This is a genomic window from Leifsonia sp. McL0607 (genome assembly GCF_049993355.1).
Taxonomy (GTDB): Bacteria; Actinomycetota; Actinomycetes; order Actinomycetales; family Microbacteriaceae; genus Leifsonia.
Map to the genome: position 1 here is coordinate 3,357,885 of NZ_CP188253.1, position 17,802 is coordinate 3,375,686.

Sequence of the window (17,802 nt, forward strand, 5' to 3'; positions counted from 1 at the left end):
GCGCAGGCATATGACCGGAACTAGCCTCGTCCTGTGAACCAGAGCACTCCAGACGACGGGCAGCCGACCGAGGACGACGTCGTCCCGCGCCCCGGCCTCCTGTATTTCGTGGGGCGGCATCTGGTCGCGCCCTTGCTCAGACTCATCTACCGGCCGACGGTGATCGGAACCCGCAACGTGCCCCGCCACGGCAAGGTCATCCTCGCCAGCAACCACCTGTCGTTCATCGACTCCCTGGTCATCCCGATGATCGCACCGCGGCGAGTGCAGTTCCTGGCCAAGTCGCACTACTTCGAGGGCACGGGTGTGAAGGGGGCCATCTCCCGGGCGTTCTTCACCGCGATCGGCGCCGTCAGCGTCAATCGCGGCGCGGGCCAGGCGGCGCAGGCGGCCCTCGAGCAGTCCCGGCGCATCATCGATAAGGGTGCCGCGTTCGCGTTGTATCCGGAGGGCACCCGTTCGCTGGACGGCCGACTCTACAAGGGCCGCACCGGCATCGGCTGGCTCGCGCTGACGACGGGTGCCACGGTGGTGCCGGTCGGTCTTATCGGAACGGCCGAGGTGCAGCCGGTCGGAGCGAAGTTCCCGCGCGTGCGCCCGATCACCATCGCGTTCGGCGAGCCCATCGACGTCGCGCACTACGGCTCAGCGGAGTCGGGCCGCGCGCGCCGGCAGGCCACCGACGAGATCATGGCCGCCATCCACGCCCTGACCGGGCAGGAGCTGGCCGGCGCCTACAACGAGTCGCCGCCCGCCAATACGGTCGAGCGGGTCAAGCGCGCGTTCCGGCCTGAGCGTCTGTAGACCAGACCGCGCGATCTGAGGTCAGCCGCTCGCCCTTACGCGAGCGTCAGCAACTCCGCCTCATGACCGACCGGAAAGTTGACGCTCGCCGCGATGAAGCACTTTGCAGCCGCCGGCGCGTGCAGCGATGCCGCGAGCTCCGCCTGCGCGGGATCGGCGATCGTGACTTTCGGCCGGAGGACCGCGCTCGTGAAGCGCCCTCCCCCGTGGCTGGTCTGCTCCATGACCCCGGTAGCGCGATCGGTGTAGCCCACCACGACGACGCCGGCCCGCGCCGCCTCGGCGAGATAGCTGAGCATATGGCACTGGCTGAGCGCCGCGAGCAGCAGCTCCTCCGGGTTCCAGCGGTCGGTGTCGCCGAAGAAGGCGCGGTCGGCCGACCCCTCGATGGGATGCTTGCCCTCCGTGCTCACGGTGTGGTCGCGTCCGTACGACTTGTAGCCGCTGGTTCCGTCACCCCGGTTGCCGGTCCACTGGACGTCGATCTCATAGCGGTGCTCGAGCTTCATGCGACGATTCTCGCACCCCGGCTAAACTGGCCAGCATCATGACTGACACCCTGAGCACGCCCACGTTCACCGTGGAGCAAGAACGCCGCATCGTCACCGCCGTCCCCGGCCCCAAGTCTCAGGAGCTGCACCGGCGCCGCCTCGCGGTCGTCCCGACCGGCGTGTCGTCCGCGCTGCCTGTCTACATCGCGCGCGCCAACGGCGCCATCCTCGTCGACGTCGACGGCAACCAGTTCGTCGACTTCGGCGCAGGCATCGGCGTAACGACGGTCGGCCATACCGAGACCGCCGTCGTCGAGGCGGCCGCGAACCAGCTGCACGACGTCATCCACACGCTCTTCACGATCACGCCGTACGAGGAGTACGTGCGCGTCGCCGAGCTGCTCGCTGAGCGCACCCCCGGTGACCACGCCAAGAAGACCGTGCTGGTCAACTCCGGCGCGGAGGCCGTGGAGAACGGCGTGAAGATCGCACGCAAGCACACCGGTCGGCGCGCCGTCGCGGTGCTCGACCACGCGTACCACGGCCGCACCAACCTGACCATGGCGATGAACTACAAGGCGATGCCGTACGCCACGGGGTTCGGCCCGTTCGCCGGCGACGTCTACCACGCGCCGAACTCGTACCCCTACCGCGACGGCCTCAGCGGCGAGGAGGCCGCGGCCCGCACGATCGCGTACCTCGAGAAGGTCATCGGCGCGTCCGACCTTGCGTGCCTCGTCGTCGAGCCCATCCAGGGCGAAGGCGGCTTCGTCGTGCCGGCCGACGGCTACCTCGTCGCACTCCAGGAGTGGTGCACCGCCAACGGCGTCGTGTTCATCGCCGACGAGATCCAGACCGGCATGGCCCGCACCGGCGTGTACTTCGCGAGCGAGCACTTCGGCCTCGTTCCCGACCTGGTGCTCAGCGCCAAGGGCATCGCCGGCGGCCTCCCGCTCGCCGCAGTGACCGGCCGCGCCGAGATCATGGACTCCGCACAGCCAGGCGGGCTGGGCGGCACCTTCGGGGGCAACCCCGTCGCGGCCGCCGCGGCCATCGCAGTCTTCGAACAGATCGAGAGGGGTGGCCTCCTCGCCCGCGGCGCCCGGATCGAGAAGTCGCTCAAGCCGGCGCTCGAGAAGCTGCAGCAGAAGTACGACATCATTGGCGACGTGCGCGGGATCGGTGCGATGGTCGCCATCGAGCTGGTGCAGCCGGGCACGGGTCAGACCACCAAGGCGCCGAACCCGGACGCGGTGGACGCGATCATCGCCTACGCCGCTCAGCGGGGGATCCTGTTCCTCAATGCGGGAACCTGGGGCAACGTTCTGCGGTTCCTGCCGAGCCTCGCGGTGTCCGACGAGCTCATCGCCGACGCCGTCTCGGTGCTCGACGACGCCTTCGCCGCGCTGTGACCCCCGCGGTCTTCGGTACCGACGAGGCGGTCGAGCTCGCGATCGTCGAGCGCAGCGGCTTCGTCGAGTCGCGACACTCCGGCTCGGCCATCGTGCTCGGGCCCGACGGCGGCGTGGCGATCTCGCTCGGCGCTCCGGAGAAGCCTGTCTTCCCCCGGTCGTCGCTCAAGCCGTTCCAGGCCGTCGCCGTGATGGGCGCCGGCGTGCCGTTGGAGGGCGCCGCAGCCGTCCTGGCGACCGCGAGCCACGCCGGCACCCCCGCCCACGTTTCGGTCGTGCGCGGACTGCTCGTGCAGGCGCAGCTGACGGAGGACGCCCTCCTCTGCCCTGCGGACTGGCCGCTCGACGCGGCGGCGCACGATGCGGCGATCCGCGACGGCGCCCAGCGCAGTCCGGTGTTCATGAACTGCTCCGGCAAGCACGCGGCGATGCTGCTCGCCTGCCGCATCAACAACTGGCCGTTCGACAGCTATCTCGACCCCCAGCACCCGCTGCAGCAGCACATCCGCGACACGACGGAGCGGCTGACCGGCGAGAAGGTCGTGGCGACCGGCGTCGACGGGTGCGGCGCGCCCGTGCACGCGATGTCGCTCGTCGCGCTCGCACGCGGAATCCAGCGGATCGGCACCGCCTCCGACGGATCGCCGTTCGCGCTGTTCCGCAACGCCGCCCAGCTGCGCACGGCGGTGCTCGCCGACGGCTGGGCGATCGACGGAGCGGGGCGCGCCAATACCGTCGTCATCGACGAGCTCGGGATCTTCGCCAAGCTCGGCGCGGAGGGCGTGATGGTCATGGCCGCGCCCGACGGCACCACCGTGGCGCTGAAGATCCTCGACGGCAGCCTGCGCGCAGCGACGATCGTCGCGCTCTCGCTGCTCGCCGACGCGGGTGCGGTCGAGAGCGCCGCGATCGACGCCGTGCTGCCGAAACTCCACCTGGCCGTCCTCGGCCGCGGCACCCCCGTTGGTGCGATCCGCGCCTCCTACGCCCGCTGACAGGGTGCCCGCCGCCCCGCGCCGAGGGGCACGCAAACGCCCGTATTCCGCGGTTTTGGGGGCGTTTGCGTGCCCTTCGGCGGGTGGCGGGGCACGAGTCCGCGCCGACGAGGCGAACTGCTGATATCCGCCATGGTTCGGCGCGGAATTCACGGAATCAGCATGATCCTTCCTGAATTACTATCGAAATCCTCCGTAAAGGGGGCTAGGGTGTTCTCGAACCATCACGTCGTAGTGTGAGGAGCTGAGGAGCCCCATGAAGGTCGCGATCCCCCGCGAGATCAAGAACAACGAATTCCGCGTGGCGATCACGCCCGCGGGCGTCCACGACCTGGTCGGCGCCGGACACGAGGTCTACGTCGAGACCGGAGCCGGTGCCGGGTCCTCCATCCCGGACGACTTCTACGCGGGAGCCGGCGCCACGATCCTCCCGGACGCCGCATCGACCTGGGCCGCCGGCGAACTCATCCTGAAGGTGAAAGAGCCGATCGCGTCCGAGTACGGCTACTTCCGCGAGCGGCTGGTGCTGTTCACCTACCTCCACCTCGCCGCCGACGAGGCGCTCACCAGGGCCTTGATCGAGTCCGGCGTCACCGCGATCGCCTATGAGACAGTGCAGCTGCCCAACCGCGCGCTTCCGCTGCTCGCACCGATGAGCGAGGTGGCCGGACGGCTCGCCCCGATCGTCGGCGCCAACACGATGCTCAAACCGAACGGCGGCCCCGGCCTGCTCGTCCCGGGCGTTCCCGGCACACATCCGGCCGTCGTCACCGTGCTCGGCGGAGGCGTCGCCGGCACCAACGCCACGTCCGTGGCGGTCGGCCTCGGCGCCGAGGTGACCGTGCTCGACACCAACATCGCGCGCCTCCGCGAGCTCGATGCCCTCTACGCCGGCCGCATCAAGACCATCGCCTCGAACAGCTTCGAGATCGACAAGGCCGTCGTGGCGTCCGACCTCGTGATCGGCTCGGTGCTCGTGCCCGGAGCCAAAGCGCCGAAGCTGGTCAGCAACGAGCTGGTCTCGCGCATGAAGCCGGGCAGCGTGCTCGTCGACATCGCCGTCGACCAGGGCGGCTGCTTCGCCGACTCGCACCCGACCACGCACGCCGACCCCACGTTCACGGTGCACCAGTCGTTGTTCTACTGCGTGGCGAACATGCCGGGCGCGGTCCCCCACACCTCGACGTACGCATTGACCAACGCGACGCTGCCGTACGCGCGCGCCATCGCCAACAACGGCTGGCAGGCCGCGCTGCGTGCGGACGCGTCGCTCGCGCTGGGTCTCAATGTGCACGCAGGGCACGTCACCAACCCCGGTGTCGCCGAGGCGCACGGGATCGTGGACGCGGGCGTCGCCGACGCGCTCGTCTAGAACGCAGGCGAACGAACTCCTCCCCCAGCCGTTCACACGGCCGGCGGAGGAGTCGTTCGGGTGCGGCGCAACAGTCAGCGCGTCGTCAGCTGACGTCGAACCACTGGTCGCCGATGTCGACCCTGGTCCCGCGGCCGACGCGATAGCGCCGGCCCGCCTCGCATTGCCGGGCGAGACCTCCGAGGGGACGTGCGACGGTGCCATTGCCGGAGTAGCGATCGCAGATCCAGAGGTCGTCGCCCTCGAGCCCGAATTCGAGGTGGGTCTTCGACACGCTGCGTGCGGGATCGGAGATCGCGACGAGCTGGTCGACGTGCTCCCCCGGCTGTGTGATCGGCCGCCGGCCGACGAGCCCGCTGCCGCGCACCTCCACCGACTCGCCGGTCGAGAAGCTCAGCCGGTAGATGCGCACGGATGCCGCCGGTGGAGCGCTCTCGATGGGGACGACGTCGATGGCCTCTGTCGCCGGGAGTCCGTCGTCGTCGACCTCGACAGCGCCAGGGAAACGGCCAGCGACGGCTGGCTTCGCGAGCGGCGGCACGATCGACGTGTCCGACGGTCGCGAGTCGGCGACCTCCGGCAGCCGCACCCGCGACGCCGTCACCGAGCTCCCGCAGTTTCCGCAGAACAGCGTCCCCTGAGAGAGCGCCGCTCCGCACACCCGGCATCTCATCGTCTGTTCGTCCTCTCTCGCGTCCTTCCACGGTAGCCGAGGGATCGCAGCGAGACAGCCGCAAGCAGCCGCTTCCATCGCGTGTCGCGGCGATCCAGCTGCGCGCGGAGGTCGTCGACCGCCTTCCACACTGTGTCCGCTTCCGCCGCGGTCGGCGCAAGCGGGCTGAAGACCGCCCGGTCGGCCACGGTGGCGAGCGCCGCGGGGCGCGTTCCGCCGATGGTCGTCGCGAACTCCACGCGGGTCGCGGCGGGAGGCGGATCGTAGCCGTGGTCGACGGCAGCGTCGGCGAACTCGCGCCAACCGCCGACGATCCTGTCCGCGGCCGTCGCCGCCGAGCGCCGGAGCGAGCGCCGCCTCCATTTGGCCGCAATGACCGCCAGGAACGGAGCGGACAGTACAGCGAGCACCAGCAGCGTCCACCCGAGGACGATGAGGACCGCCAGGATCGTCTCGAGGACGGGGTCCGGTGCCCGCTGCGGCGTGGTGTCGACCTGCGCCTGCGGCGGCTCCTCGTTCTGCTGCGGGCTTTCGTCGACGGGTGGTTGCACGTTCGTCTGCGGCCGGGAGATCTCGGTGGGCTGCTCCGGCTGCTTGGGCGGTACCGCGCGGACGGGCGGAGTCGGGTCGACCGTCACCCAACCGGCGGTGGTCTGCACCTCGATCCACGCCGAGACGTCGGAGCCGAGGAAGGTGACCGAGCCGTGCCCGGCGCCCTCGGGGGCGACGAAGCCCATGACCACGCGCGACGGGAACCCGAGCTGCCGCGCCATCAGAGCGGCCGTCACGGCGTACTGCTCCTGGTCGCCCAGCATCGGCACGTTCGTCAGCAGCTCCGTGATCCGGTCGGCGCCGTGACCCGAGCGGCTCGCCGGCTCGTCGTTGCCGACGCCATGGCTGATGTAGCCGTCGGTCGCGAGCCCCTGGAGCGCCGCCGTCAGCTTCGCACCGGCACCGGTGACACCCGCAGTGAACTTCTGCAGAGTCGACTGCAGCTCGTCGGGGATCATGGTCGGGCGGGGCACCGTGTCGGAGCCAGGCTCGACGTTCGTCAGCTGTGCTGCCGAGAGCTTCGGGAGTGCGACCGAGTCCGCCACGTAGGAGTCGCCGTCGCGGAGCCCGGACATCACCGCGCCGGTGCCGGTGACGTCGTTGTAGAAGTACGAGCCGGAGAGCGTCGAACCGCGGCTCCCGAGGAACTGGATCTGCTCGAGCTGCCCTGTTCCCGGAACCCACGGACCGCGGTATCCGCGCACGGTCACCGTCAGCTGCGCCTGCGTGCCTTTCGTGCCGGACTGGTCGAGCCGGTAGGGCAGGCGGGTGAAGGCCCCGGAGGCGCTCGTGACGGCGGCGCTCCCCACCGAGTAGGTCACTCCGTCGTAGGTGTCCAGCGACGCGATCCGGATGCGTCCGTCGGCAGGCAGCCCGCTGACGCTGAGCATCGGGTCCGACGAGGACTTCGGCTCGAAGTAGGACCGGAAGCCGCTGAGCGGGCTCGGGTACGCGCGCGGGTCGAAGGGCTGCTCGACCGCGGTCCGCACCACGTGCCGGTCGGTGGTCGGCGGCACCAGCACGGTGGCCCCGATCCCGACGACCGCGGCGCCCGCGAGCATCACCGCAGCGCCGGTCGCCGTGAGCACGGCGGTCGAGCGGCGCTCCCTGCGCGTCTCGACGGTCAGGCCGCTCTGCTCGCGCAGTGCGCGCACCGCGGCCGTCCGGCGACGCAGCCGCAGGCGGATGTTCCAGACCAGCAGCAGCGCGAACAGTCCGAGCACCAGCCACAACGGCGCGGGCTCGATCGCGGAGCCGAACGCGATCCCGGCGACGAGCACCACCACGGGCGGGATGCCCGCCAGCTCCGGCACGGAGGAGCGCAGAGCGATGGTCGTGGTGATCACGCTGGCCAGGAGCACCAGGATGAAGGCGGGCACGAGAAGCGCCTGGTACGAGCCCACCGGCACCGAGATCGTCACCAGCTGCTTCCACGACAGCCAGGTGCCCTGGACGAGATCGACGAAGCCCTGCTGCGTCGGCAGCAGCCCGCCCGCCGTCGCCTCCCCCGGGACCGCCAGCTGCACGCCCGTCCCCAGGTAGACGACGACGATCAGACCGCCGACCACGATGCTGGGCCAGCGGAAAACCGCTCCCAACAGGGCCTCCGCCGAACCGAGCACGATCGTCACTACGAGCATCGTGACGAACGCCGCAGAATGGTAGACGGGCCAGTACGACCACGCCGCCAGCGCCACCGCCGCCACCGCGAACCCGGTATCCGCGGCGGCGGAACGCCAGGGCAGTCGCCCGATCATGTCGCGAGCCGTTTCGCGAGGCTGCGCTGGAGGTCCTCCAGGTAGCCGATGGTCAGGACGCTGAGGTCCGCCACCCGCCGCAGCGTCGGCACCGCGCCCTCGTCGCACACGATGGCCACCACGTCCACACCGAGCGGGAAGTGCACCGCGGCGGAGCGCAGCTGCGTCGCCGAGACGGTCGACCCGCAGACCAGGAAGGCGATCGATGTACCAGCGGCGTCCTCGCTCGCGACCTGGGCGAGCTCGGGCAGCCGCAGCGCCGCCTCCGCAGTCTCCACTCCGGCCAGATCGTCGAGCAGCCGGCCCCGGCCGAATGTGCTCAGCCTGCGCGCGCTGAAGACCACGCGCTTGGCGAAGTCGGGGGTCTCTGCGCTCGCCACGACCGAGACTGTGCGGGAGTCGAGCATGGCCCGGACGCCCAGCGAGCCCGTCGCACTCACGGCGAGCTCGAACTCCTCCTCGGTGGCGTAGTCGGCCTCCGAGAGGCTGAGCGCGACCAGCAAATGGCTGCGGCGCGTCTCCTCGAACTGGCGCACCATGTAGCTGCCGGTCTTCGCCGTGCTCTTCCAGTGGATGTTGCGGCGCTCGTCGCCCGGCATGTACTCGCGGAGAGCGTGGAACGCGACGTCGCTCGCGGTCAGGTCGCGCGTCGGCGCACCCTCCAGGTCGCGGACGAACCCGGTGCTCATGCTCGGGATCGCGATGATGCGCGGGTGCACGAACAGGTCGAGCGAATCGGCCCACACCATCTCCCGGCGCAGCAGGCCGATCGGATCGGCCCGGACCGTTCGCACCGGACCGATCGGGAGGATGCCCCGCCGGCTGGTGGGCACGACGAAGACGTCGGAATGCTCGTCGCCGCTCAGCAGCGAAGGCGCAGCGAACTCGGCGAGGCCGGCGCCGACCGGCACCTCCACCCGCACGCCGGGCAGACGCCGTCGAGTGGGGTTGCGGATCGTGACCTCACCCGGGGCACGGTCTCCGACCACGACGCGGTTGCTGGGCAACGTCAGCCCGACGTCGTAGGCGATGCGGCCGACCAGGTAGAACGACGCGATCAGGAGCAACGCCGCCGCCGCCCAGCCCGCGACGACGGCCTCCGCCCAGCCCAGCACATAGCCAGCCACGAGCGCGAGCGTGGTCACCGCGATCATCGACCAGCCGAGCGGCGTGATCACCGCCGCGAGCACACGCGCGGCGGATGCCACGGCCCGGCCGAAGGCAGCGCTCGTCCGGACGACCCAGACGATCAGGTCGGCGAGCAGCCCGTCGCGCTCGCCGACGATGCGGGCGCGCGCGTTGGTGAGCTCGACCTGGGTGCGGGTGACGGTGCTGGTCACACGGCGGCCCGATCCCTCGGCGGGGGCACCTCGATCAGCAACTGGCCGACCACGCTGGAGGCGGTGACGCCCTCGAACTCCGCCTCGGGGTCGAGCACCAGACGGTGCGCGAGCACCGGCTCGGCCAGCGCCTTCACGTCGTCCGGGGTCACGTAGTAACGCCCCAGGGACGCGGCGAGCGTCTTGGCCGCGCGGACGAGCGCGAGCGCACCGCGCACGCTGACACCCAGGCGGATCTCGTCGGCAGAGCGGCTCGCGTCGACCAGCCGCGAGACGTAGTCGTTGATCGAGGGGTCCACGTGGACACCGCGCGCCAGGTCCGCCATCTCGACGACCGTCTCGGCCGAGATCACCTCGGGCACGACGATCTCGTGCGCGCGGCGCCCCGCGCCTTCGAGGATGCGCAGCGTCGCCTCGTGGTCCGGGTAGCCGATCGACGCCTTCATCAGGAAGCGGTCGAGCTGCGCCTCCGGCAGCCGGTAGGTTCCCGCCTGCTCGATGGGGTTCTGGGTGGCGATCACCATGAACGGCACGCCGACGGGGTGACGGACGCCGTCGACGGTGACCTGCTGCTCCTCCATGACCTCCAGCAGGGCGGACTGGGTCTTGGGCGAGGCGCGGTTGATCTCGTCGGCGAGGACGATGTTGGCGAACACCGGCCCGCGGTGGAACTCGAACGCTCCGGTGCGCTGGTCGTAGATGTTCACGCCGGTGATGTCGCCCGGAAGCAGGTCGGGGGTGAACTGGACCCGGTTGGTCGTGCCCCTCACGCTCTCTGCCATGGCCCGCGCCAGCGACGTCTTGCCGGTGCCGGGGAAGTCCTCCAGCAGCAGATGCCCCTCGCTCAGGAGGGCGGTGAGAGCGAGCCGGATGACGTGCGATTTACCCAGGAGGACACGGTCGATGTTCTGCACGAGGCGGTCGAACACGCCCGAGAACCAGCCGGCCTGCTCGGGGGTCATCGTCATGCTGTGGCCTCTCTCGGGGTGCGTGAGCAGCGCCGCGCTCGTGCGCGCGCCGTCCTCAGTATGCCGTTCCTCGCTCATTGCATGCCTGAGGCCGGATACGGCGTGGAGTACGTGTCGCTCCCGACGAGCACTGTGATTGTGAGCGTGGGGTTCGCGGCGCCGGTCGGCGCCTGGCAGGTCGCGGTCTGACCGGCCGATGGCATGGGAGCCTCCGGCCCGTTGCCGCAGCTGTACGTGACGAGGGTGTAGCCCGAGCCGGTAGGCCAGCTCGTCCAGCTGAACGTGCTCGTCGTCGCGTCGTAGCGGGCGCCCCCTATGGCCGTACTGACGGCTACCCCCATCGGCGTCTTGGAGTTCTGCGGCGTGCAGAGCGGGGAGCCGTCGGGATAGGTTTCGCAGATCCGAGTGATGCTGAGGGTGAGGCCCATGCCGTAATGCGGGCCGTTGGCGCCCGCGACAATTCCGCTCGTGCCGGTGAGCTGGCCGCTGTCGACGACGCCACCGTTGCCGTCGAGAAGCTGGTAATCGATGAGCGGGCTGGAGCCGCTGCCGTTCTGGTACGTGACCGAGGCCTGGAAGTCCCACGTGTTCGACAGATTCTGCGTCGGCCCGGAGATCGTCACGCTCCGCACCGGCCCCGGCTCCAGCCGCTGCGTCGCCGAGACGACGGCGCTCGGCGTGCAGCCCTGGCCGTTGTAGGCATAGACCACGAAGTTGTAGCTCTGGTTGGCGCGGAGCCCGGTGAAGGTCGCGCTGCCGCCCTGCACGTGCAGGAACGTCGACGACGTCGGGTCCACATGGAGGACGGGGTTGCCCGTCTCCACACCGGTGACGCTGCAGCCCGGCTGGGCTGTCCCCTGGAAGACGCCGACGTAGTAGTCGGTGATCGCCTTGCCGTTCGGGCCGAACACGTTCGACCAGGTCAGCGTGGCACTGGACCCGTCTGTGTCATCCGGGGTCGCGACCGGTGCGACGCCGGTCAGCACGGGCGCTCCGGCCGGCACTCCGCTGCCGGACGCCTGGTTCCAGGTCGTGCGGCCCTGGTAGAAGTCGTTGTGGCTCGCCACGGTGAACCCGATGGCCGCGCCGTTGGCGATGCCGGGGTCGGTCACGTTGAGCGCATAGGTCCCGCCGTCGCCGGGTACCACCTGCAGGGAGTTGATGATACCGCCGACTGTCACCAGGTAGGAGGTGATCGGGCTCGCTCCCGGGGCGTCCGCGGGCCGGTTCCAGGTGATCCGCAGACCGTTGTCCAGCGGCGTGGAACGGAGGTTCGTCGGCGCGTTCGGCACGACGTCCGACCAGGCGGCCTCCGCATAACTCGTCGCATCGGACAGGCCGAGGGCGTTGCGCGCCCGCACCGCGAACAGGACGGCGTTGTCGCGTCCGTTGCCCGGCGTCGTGATCGGACATACCGTCGTGGTGCACTGCGTCGTGCTCAGCACCGCGCCGGAGGCCGCGCTGCTCATCGTGACCTCGAAGCCCGTGATCGGTGAGTTGTTGAACGACCCAGGCGTCCAGCTGAGCGTCAGGCTGCGGTCGCCGATCGCCGAGATCTGCACGTTCGAGACGGGAGCCGGACGGTCCTGCACCGACACGGTCACCGTGCCCCAGGTGTACCGAGCGGGGTCGTTCGTCGCGTCGGCGACCTCGTACTGCAGCGTGGTGTCGACCGCGGCGGCTGTGCTCGAGACCGAGATCTGCAGGACCGAGTTGTCGGAGCTCGGCGTGATCGAGACGCCGTCGGGCAGCGCTCCGCCGAGGCCGCGGACGGCGAGGACGCGCAACGGCTTGTTCGGGAACGGGTTGGTCGCCGCGTCGTTGGCGAGAACGTCGACGGTCGTCGTCTGCCCGCGCGGCGCGATGACCCGATCCGGTTGGGGGCTCGCCAGCGGGCGGTTCGACGGCACGATGTTCAGGTCGATCCGGCCGGCCTGGCCCGCGTTCACGGCGTCCTTGACCCCGATGGAGATCGACGGCGTGCTTCCCTTCTGCATACCGGCTCCGACCGAGATGGCGAGCTTCTGACCTGACAGTGAGAGCGAGACGCCGTCCGGCCGGGGGTTCTGGATGGAGTACTGGAGCTCGGACTGGTCCTTCGCGTAGGGGTAGCTCGTGAGCTTGGTGAGGTCGACGGTCTTCGACTGCCCCGGCTCGAAGTCGATCAGGGCCCCCGTGAAGACCGGCGGCTGGTTCTCGCGCGGCGTCACCTCGATCGGGAGGACGATCGTGGCGACGTTGCCAGTCGGGTCGTTGGCGCTGCTGCCGTCCGTCACCTGGAACGAGATGCTCGCCGGTCCGAAGTAGCGGCTCGACGACGTGAACTGCAGGGTGTCGGAGCTGACCACCAGGTCGTCGCCGTTGGCGTGGGTCGCGCGCACGGTGGCCGCATCGGTCAGCTTGACCTTGCGGCCGCCGACGGCCACGATGTAGTCGTTCAGGTGGATCGTCAGTGTCTTCTCGCTGACCGTCGTGAGCTTCGGGGCGCCGCGCTTGAGCTGCGGGAGGGCGTCGTCGTATCCCGGCAACCGCACGAAGCCGTAGGCGGTGTACGACTCGTCCTCCGGGTTGACGACCTTGAACGGGATGATCTGGCTCTTCGCCGTGATCGTGACGCGGATGCGCTTGTCCGAGGTCACGTGGGCGGTGTTCCCGTAACCGGGCACGATCGACAGCTTCAACGACGAGACCGGACCGTCGGCGAAGAACACGTTGGACAGGGCGTTCACGTCGACGGTGTCGCGATCCAGAATGTCGGACAGCCCGAGCACCGTGTCGGTCACCACCGGACGTGCCGGTGGCGCATTCTTGTCGACAGTCACCCGGAGGAACGACTGATTGGTGCCTCCACGCTGGTTCTGGATCGTGTAGAGGAAACCGTAGTCGCCCTCATGCTGCGGAGCCGTCACCACGACGATGTCGCCCTGGATCTTCGCCTTCGCCTTGCCGTCGAGCGAGGCCACCGCGGTCAGGCTGAGCGGCCCGCCGTCCGGGTCGGAGTCGTTCGCGAGCACCTGGACGCTGAGGGTCCGCCCCGGGCGCGTCGTGACGTCGTCCTCGACGGCGACGGGGTTGCGCGCACCGTCGACGCGCGGCGCGATCCCGACGCGGACGGTCCCGGTTGCCCTCGCGCCGAGCGCATCCACCACCGCGTAGGTGAACGTGTCCGTTCCCGCCGAGTACTCCCCCGCCTGGAAGTCCATCCAGTCGCTGCCGGAGGCGACGACGGCGCCCTTCTGCGGGTTGGTCTCCTGGCCGATGAATTGCACGGAGTCGCCATCGGGGTCGATGCCGGACAGCGGGACGGTGATCCGCACCGTGTCGCCGGCGAGTACGCGAGCCGTGATGGTCTTGGGAACCGGCGGGTTGTTGGTCGCGACATCGCGTTCGCGCACGGCGATGCTCACCTCGGCGGTCGCCCACTGCCCGTCGGCCCCGTAGACGCGGTACGCAGCGGTGTAGTTGCCCGGCTTGGACGGCGCGAGGTAACGCAGGTGGTCTCCGCTGGCGAAGAGCAGACCAGCGCCGACGGGCAGGGGCGTCGCGAGCGTCGGGTCGAGGGTCAGCTTGTCGCCGTCGGGCTGCACGTCGTTGGCCAACACGGGGATGTCGACGACGTCGTTCACGCGCACCGCGACCGCGTCGGGCGCGGCGATCGGCGGCTGGTGCACGGTGAGCGACGGGAGCTGGACGACGGTGACCGTTCCCTCGGTGTCGGCGAGACCGTTGCTCAGCCGGTAATGGAAGTCGACAGGCTCGGTGAGGGGCCGCGTCAGCGAGACGCGCAGGGTGCGCTGCTGGAGGACCTGCACCTTGATCCCCGACGACGTCGGCGGATCGGTGACGCCGGTCACGAGGAGGACACCTCCTGACGGGTCGATGTCGGTCGACAGCACGTCGACGTCTTGAGTCGACTGCTCGCGGACGAACGCCGTGTGCGGAACGGCGATCGGCACCGTCTTCGCACCGGGAGGCGCCTTCACCTCGACGCGGACGGTCCCGGTCGTCGTGATGACGCCGTCGGTGACCGAGTACTCGATGTTGTGCGTGCCGGCCTGGTCGGATTCGAACCGGAATGTGCCGCCCTGGTAGTCAGGGGTGATCGTGGCGTCGGCTTTGGTCGGAACCGTGCTGAGTCGGACGACGGCGTTGCCGCCGCGCACGTGGTCGAGCGGACGGACCGTCGTCTCCTGACCCTGGTTGGTCACCACGGCGAAGGGGTCGGCGATGATCGGCACCTGGCCTGGTGGCTGGACGGTGACGGCCAGCTGTCCCGTTCCCTCGGCGAGGCCGTCGGAGAGCACCAGTGCGACGTCGTTGAGGCCGCTTCCCGTACCGTGGTCGGAGTAGGCGACCTGGCCCTGCGGCGTGAACGTCACGGTGTTGGGGGCAGGAACCGTGGCACCGGAGAGGTAGAAGGAGTCGCCGTCGGGGTCGTAGCAGTCGCCGAGCACCGAGGTGGTGACTCGCCCTCCCGCCTGGACGACCGCTTTGGCTGTGCGCACGCACACGGGCGGCGTGTTCTCGGACGGAGTGCGCACCGTCACGTTCACGTGCGCCGTCGCCGTTCCGCCCCGGCCATCGGAGATCGTGTAGTCGAATTCGATGGACCCGCTGGCGGTCGCTGGAAGCGCGATCTGCAGCTGTTGGTCCGAGTTCGTCAGCTGGATCGTCCCCTGATCGGCGGGGATGGCGGTGAACGAGTCGATCGTCAGGACGTCGCCGTTCGGATCGTAGTCGTTGAGCAGCACGGGGAGCGGCGAAACGCGTCCCGGCCGCGCGCCGAACTGCTCGTCGACAGCGACCGGTGGCAGCTCCTGCTTCTCATATTGCGGAGTCGTGTCCTGCTTGGACTGGTCCACGAGCTCCTGAGTCGTCTTCTTGGAGACCAGCTCGTCCCAGTTGTCGATCCGCGCGTTGCCCGACTGCACGGCCCACGAGATACCGGAGCGCGTGTCGTTCAGCACGACGCGGTCGCGGTTCACGCGGAACGACAGCACCGCATTCGCCGGCACCTGACTCAGCGTGCTCCGGGTTCCCACCGCGGACGAGGTGCAGCTGCGCCAGGCCGCGCCCGAGTCCCACGCCGCGTAGACGCAGCCCGCGACCGCGACCGGGGCGGCCGGCGCGCCCGACACGGCGCCGAGCAACCGCACCGGAGCAGTGCCGTCGAGCGGGACGCGGACGAGTCCGGACGATGTCGCGATCCAGACCGCCGAGCCGTCGGAGGACGGCGCCTGCAGCATCGCGTCCGTGTCGTCACCGAGGACCCCGGACAGGCTCACGGCGCCGTCGGAGGTCCACAGCGTCTTCTGGTCCGGGTCGAAGAGCACCCACCGCCCGCCCGCCGAGGTGACCTGGACGTGCGTGCCATCGCCGCGGGAGGCCACCTTCTCTGTCGAGCTCGCCGGCTGCTCGCCGCCGAGGTCGATGCGCACCATGTTGCGCGCGACCGGCTGGTAGACGAACAGCACGCCGGACGGGTCCATCGCCGCGACGGAGCGCCCGCCCAGGTCCATCGTCGCGGCCGACCCGGAGTTGAACTGCTCGAGCTGGTCGATCGATGTCAACCACAGCTGGCCGGTCGTCTGGGACAGCATCGCGACATGGTTGCCTGAGACCGCCACCTGCGGCGAGCGCGGCGGGAGCGCCACCGACTTGCCCGCCTCGGCCGTCGCCGGGTCGACCACCGCCGCGGTGTTGGCCTCCTTGTCGAGCAGCAGCACGTTCTCGCCGTCCTGCACGACATCGAGCGCTTCTCCGGTGCCGGTGACGATCGAGTTCAGGGAGTCGATCTGGGTGTTCGCGCGGCCCAGCGCCTTCTTCGCGTCGCTGGCCACCCACACCGCGGCGTCGTTGAGCTGGAGGTGCTGCGCGCTGTAGCCGCCCGAGACCACGGCGAGCGTCGTCACCAGGGCGGCGACAACTGTTCCGCTGAGCGCCGTCGCGGCGATCGACTTGTGGGCGAGCAGCCACGACCGGATCATGGCGAGGCGGTCCTTTGCACGCACTTCTGCCCGCTCGGCGATCCCGTCTTGCCGTCGCGGTTCACCGTGACGGTGACGCACACCGTCTGGCCGGGCTTGGCGTCGACGCGGAACTCGGTCGCACGCTGGCTGCTCGGCGGCTGATCGTCGACGGTGACCTGATAGCTGTCACTGCTCGCGATGCCCGGATCGCTCCAGGTGAAGACGATGGTGCCCTCCGACACACGGCCGCTGAGGTCGCGCACGGTCGGGATGTCGTTCGACGCGCCGGCACGCACCAGCACCACCGTCGCGGTCACCGCGAGCACGACCACCAGCAGCGCGCACACGACCAGCGAGACGATCAGTGCCCTCGAGATCCGGGACGGCGGCGCCTGCGGCGATGGCGGCGTGCTGCCGATGCTCTCCCGCACCATCGTGCGCGTCGGCGCGCGGGTGGTCGTGGCCGCGGTGGAGGGAGCCCGGCGACGCCGGCGCAGCGAACCGGGATCGACGGCGACCACTCCCTTGACCCGGGTGCGCTCCTCCGGATCGTCGGCCGTGGCGAGCGCCCAGTCGTCCATCGCGACCTCGATGGGCGTCTGCGGCAGACCCAGCTCGGCCTCTACCGACTGCAGTTCGCGGATCAGTTCGAGCACGCTGCGCTGACGCGCCGATGGCTTTCGCGACATCGAGCGCATCACGATCTGCTCTAGCCGGGGCGGCGCGTCCGCACGCCCGATGGGCTGTGGACGGCCCTTGGTGATGCGCTGGATGAGTTCGGCGGACGTGTTCTCTTTGCCCGGCTGCTCGAACGGCGAACGGCCGGCCAGCAGCGAGTAGATCGTCGCGCCGATCGACCAGACCTCGCTCGCGATGGTTCCGCTCGTCTCGTTGAGCAGGACCTCGGGGGCCGACCACGGGATCGACAGCCCGATCGTCTCGGTCGCATCGGCCTCGCTCAGCGTCGCGGCGATGCCGAAGTCGCTCAGCACGGGATGGCCGTACGCGGTGGTGAGGATGTTCGACGGTTTGATGTCGCGATGGAGCACACCCGCGCGGTGGGCCGTCTCGACCGCGCTCGCGATGCGGACGGCGATGCTCAGCACCTCGGGCACCGGCAGGGGGTCGGAGCGGTAGCGCTGCCCGATAGCCGACGAGCAGAGCTCCATGACGAGATACGGACGGCCGTCGGCCGAGACGCTCGCCTGATAGACCGTAAGGATCGACGGGTGCGTGCTGAGCTGCGCCATGAGGTTGGCCTCGGCCTGGAACATCTGCTTGACCTGGCTGGTCACGACCTCGGCGAGCATGACCTTGACCGCGACCTGACGGCGCGGCATGTTCTGCTCGTAGAGGAACACGTCGGCGAAGCCACCCGAACCGAGCACCCTGACGTAGGAGAAGCCAGGCAGGTTCGGCGGCTGTGAAGGCAAGCGCCGAGCCAAACAGCTCCTCCCGTCGTCGGCCGT

General features: G+C 69.9%; 11 protein-coding genes. 4 read left to right on the forward strand and 7 right to left on the reverse strand.

From position 1 onward, the window contains the following. Window positions 1–33: 33 nt before the first annotated feature. Complete coding sequence (locus ACPPVW_RS16275; protein ID WP_426624112.1) at window positions 34–804, forward strand: lysophospholipid acyltransferase family protein; 771 nt, start codon at window positions 34–36, stop codon at window positions 802–804. 35 nt (window positions 805–839) lie between these two features. Here ACPPVW_RS16275 and ACPPVW_RS16280 read toward each other — a convergent pair whose 3' ends face one another. Next, window positions 840–1,313 (reverse strand): OsmC family protein, encoded by a 474-nt coding sequence (locus ACPPVW_RS16280; protein ID WP_426624113.1) that lies wholly within the window; start codon window positions 1,311–1,313, stop codon window positions 840–842. A gap of 38 nt (window positions 1,314–1,351) precedes the next feature. Between ACPPVW_RS16280 and gabT the strand changes: the two genes are divergently transcribed. The 3 genes from gabT to ald all read left to right on the forward strand — a co-directional run bounded on the left by gabT (window position 1,352) and on the right by ald (window position 5,074). Then, entirely contained in the window at window positions 1,352–2,707 is a 1,356-nt protein-coding gene (gene gabT, locus ACPPVW_RS16285; RefSeq protein WP_426624114.1) for a 4-aminobutyrate--2-oxoglutarate transaminase, read from the forward strand. Next, window positions 2,704–3,702 carry an asparaginase gene (locus ACPPVW_RS16290; RefSeq protein ID WP_426624115.1) on the forward strand — a complete coding sequence of 333 codons (999 nt, stop codon included), beginning with the start codon at window positions 2,704–2,706 and terminating at the stop codon, window positions 3,700–3,702. Before gabT ends, ACPPVW_RS16290 begins: the two co-directional genes overlap by 4 nt. Window positions 3,703–3,958: 256 nt before the next feature. After that, window positions 3,959–5,074, forward strand: coding sequence for an alanine dehydrogenase (ald, locus tag ACPPVW_RS16295; RefSeq protein ID WP_426624116.1), 1,116 nt, complete (start codon window positions 3,959–3,961; stop codon window positions 5,072–5,074). 85 nt (window positions 5,075–5,159) lie between these two features. Here ald and ACPPVW_RS16300 read toward each other — a convergent pair whose 3' ends face one another. The 6 genes from ACPPVW_RS16300 to ACPPVW_RS16325 form a co-directional block, all read right to left on the reverse strand. Next, window positions 5,160–5,678, reverse strand: a complete 519-nt coding sequence (locus ACPPVW_RS16300; protein ID WP_426624117.1) for a hypothetical protein — start codon at window positions 5,676–5,678, stop codon at window positions 5,160–5,162. A gap of 65 nt (window positions 5,679–5,743) precedes the next feature. Next, window positions 5,744–8,056, reverse strand: coding sequence for a DUF4129 domain-containing transglutaminase family protein (locus ACPPVW_RS16305; RefSeq protein WP_426624118.1), 2,313 nt, complete (start codon window positions 8,054–8,056; stop codon window positions 5,744–5,746). Then, window positions 8,053–9,396, reverse strand: a complete 1,344-nt coding sequence (locus tag ACPPVW_RS16310; RefSeq protein ID WP_426624119.1) for a DUF58 domain-containing protein — start codon at window positions 9,394–9,396, stop codon at window positions 8,053–8,055. The genes ACPPVW_RS16305 and ACPPVW_RS16310 overlap by 4 nt, the downstream gene beginning before the upstream one ends. After that, window positions 9,393–10,364: an AAA family ATPase gene (locus ACPPVW_RS16315; protein WP_426626327.1), complete on the reverse strand. Its 972-nt coding sequence runs from the start codon at window positions 10,362–10,364 to the stop codon at window positions 9,393–9,395. Before ACPPVW_RS16315 ends, ACPPVW_RS16310 begins: the two co-directional genes overlap by 4 nt. Before the next feature lie 74 nt (window positions 10,365–10,438). Beyond that, complete coding sequence (locus ACPPVW_RS16320) at window positions 10,439–16,351, reverse strand: Ig-like domain-containing protein (protein WP_426624120.1); 5,913 nt, start codon at window positions 16,349–16,351, stop codon at window positions 10,439–10,441. Continuing rightward, complete coding sequence (locus ACPPVW_RS16325; RefSeq protein ID WP_426624121.1) at window positions 16,348–17,778, reverse strand: serine/threonine-protein kinase; 1,431 nt, start codon at window positions 17,776–17,778, stop codon at window positions 16,348–16,350. The genes ACPPVW_RS16320 and ACPPVW_RS16325 overlap by 4 nt, the downstream gene beginning before the upstream one ends. Window positions 17,779–17,802: the final 24 nt, after the last annotated feature.

Bases quoted from the DNA above. Each gene is read 5' to 3' on its own strand.
- ACPPVW_RS16280 (WP_426624113.1), bottom strand. From the start codon at position 1,313: ATGAAGCTCGAGCACCGCTATGAGATCGACGTCCAGTGGACCGGCAAC.
- gabT (WP_426624114.1), top strand. From the start codon at position 1,352: ATGACTGACACCCTGAGCACGCCCACGTTCACCGTGGAGCAAGAACGC.
- ald (WP_426624116.1), top strand. From the start codon at position 3,959: ATGAAGGTCGCGATCCCCCGCGAGATCAAGAACAACGAATTCCGCGTG.
- ACPPVW_RS16305 (WP_426624118.1), bottom strand. From the start codon at position 8,056: ATGATCGGGCGACTGCCCTGGCGTTCCGCCGCCGCGGATACCGGGTTC.
- ACPPVW_RS16315 (WP_426626327.1), bottom strand. From the start codon at position 10,364: ATGACGATGACCCCCGAGCAGGCCGGCTGGTTCTCGGGCGTGTTCGAC.
- ACPPVW_RS16320 (WP_426624120.1), bottom strand. From the start codon at position 16,351: ATGATCCGGTCGTGGCTGCTCGCCCACAAGTCGATCGCCGCGACGGCG.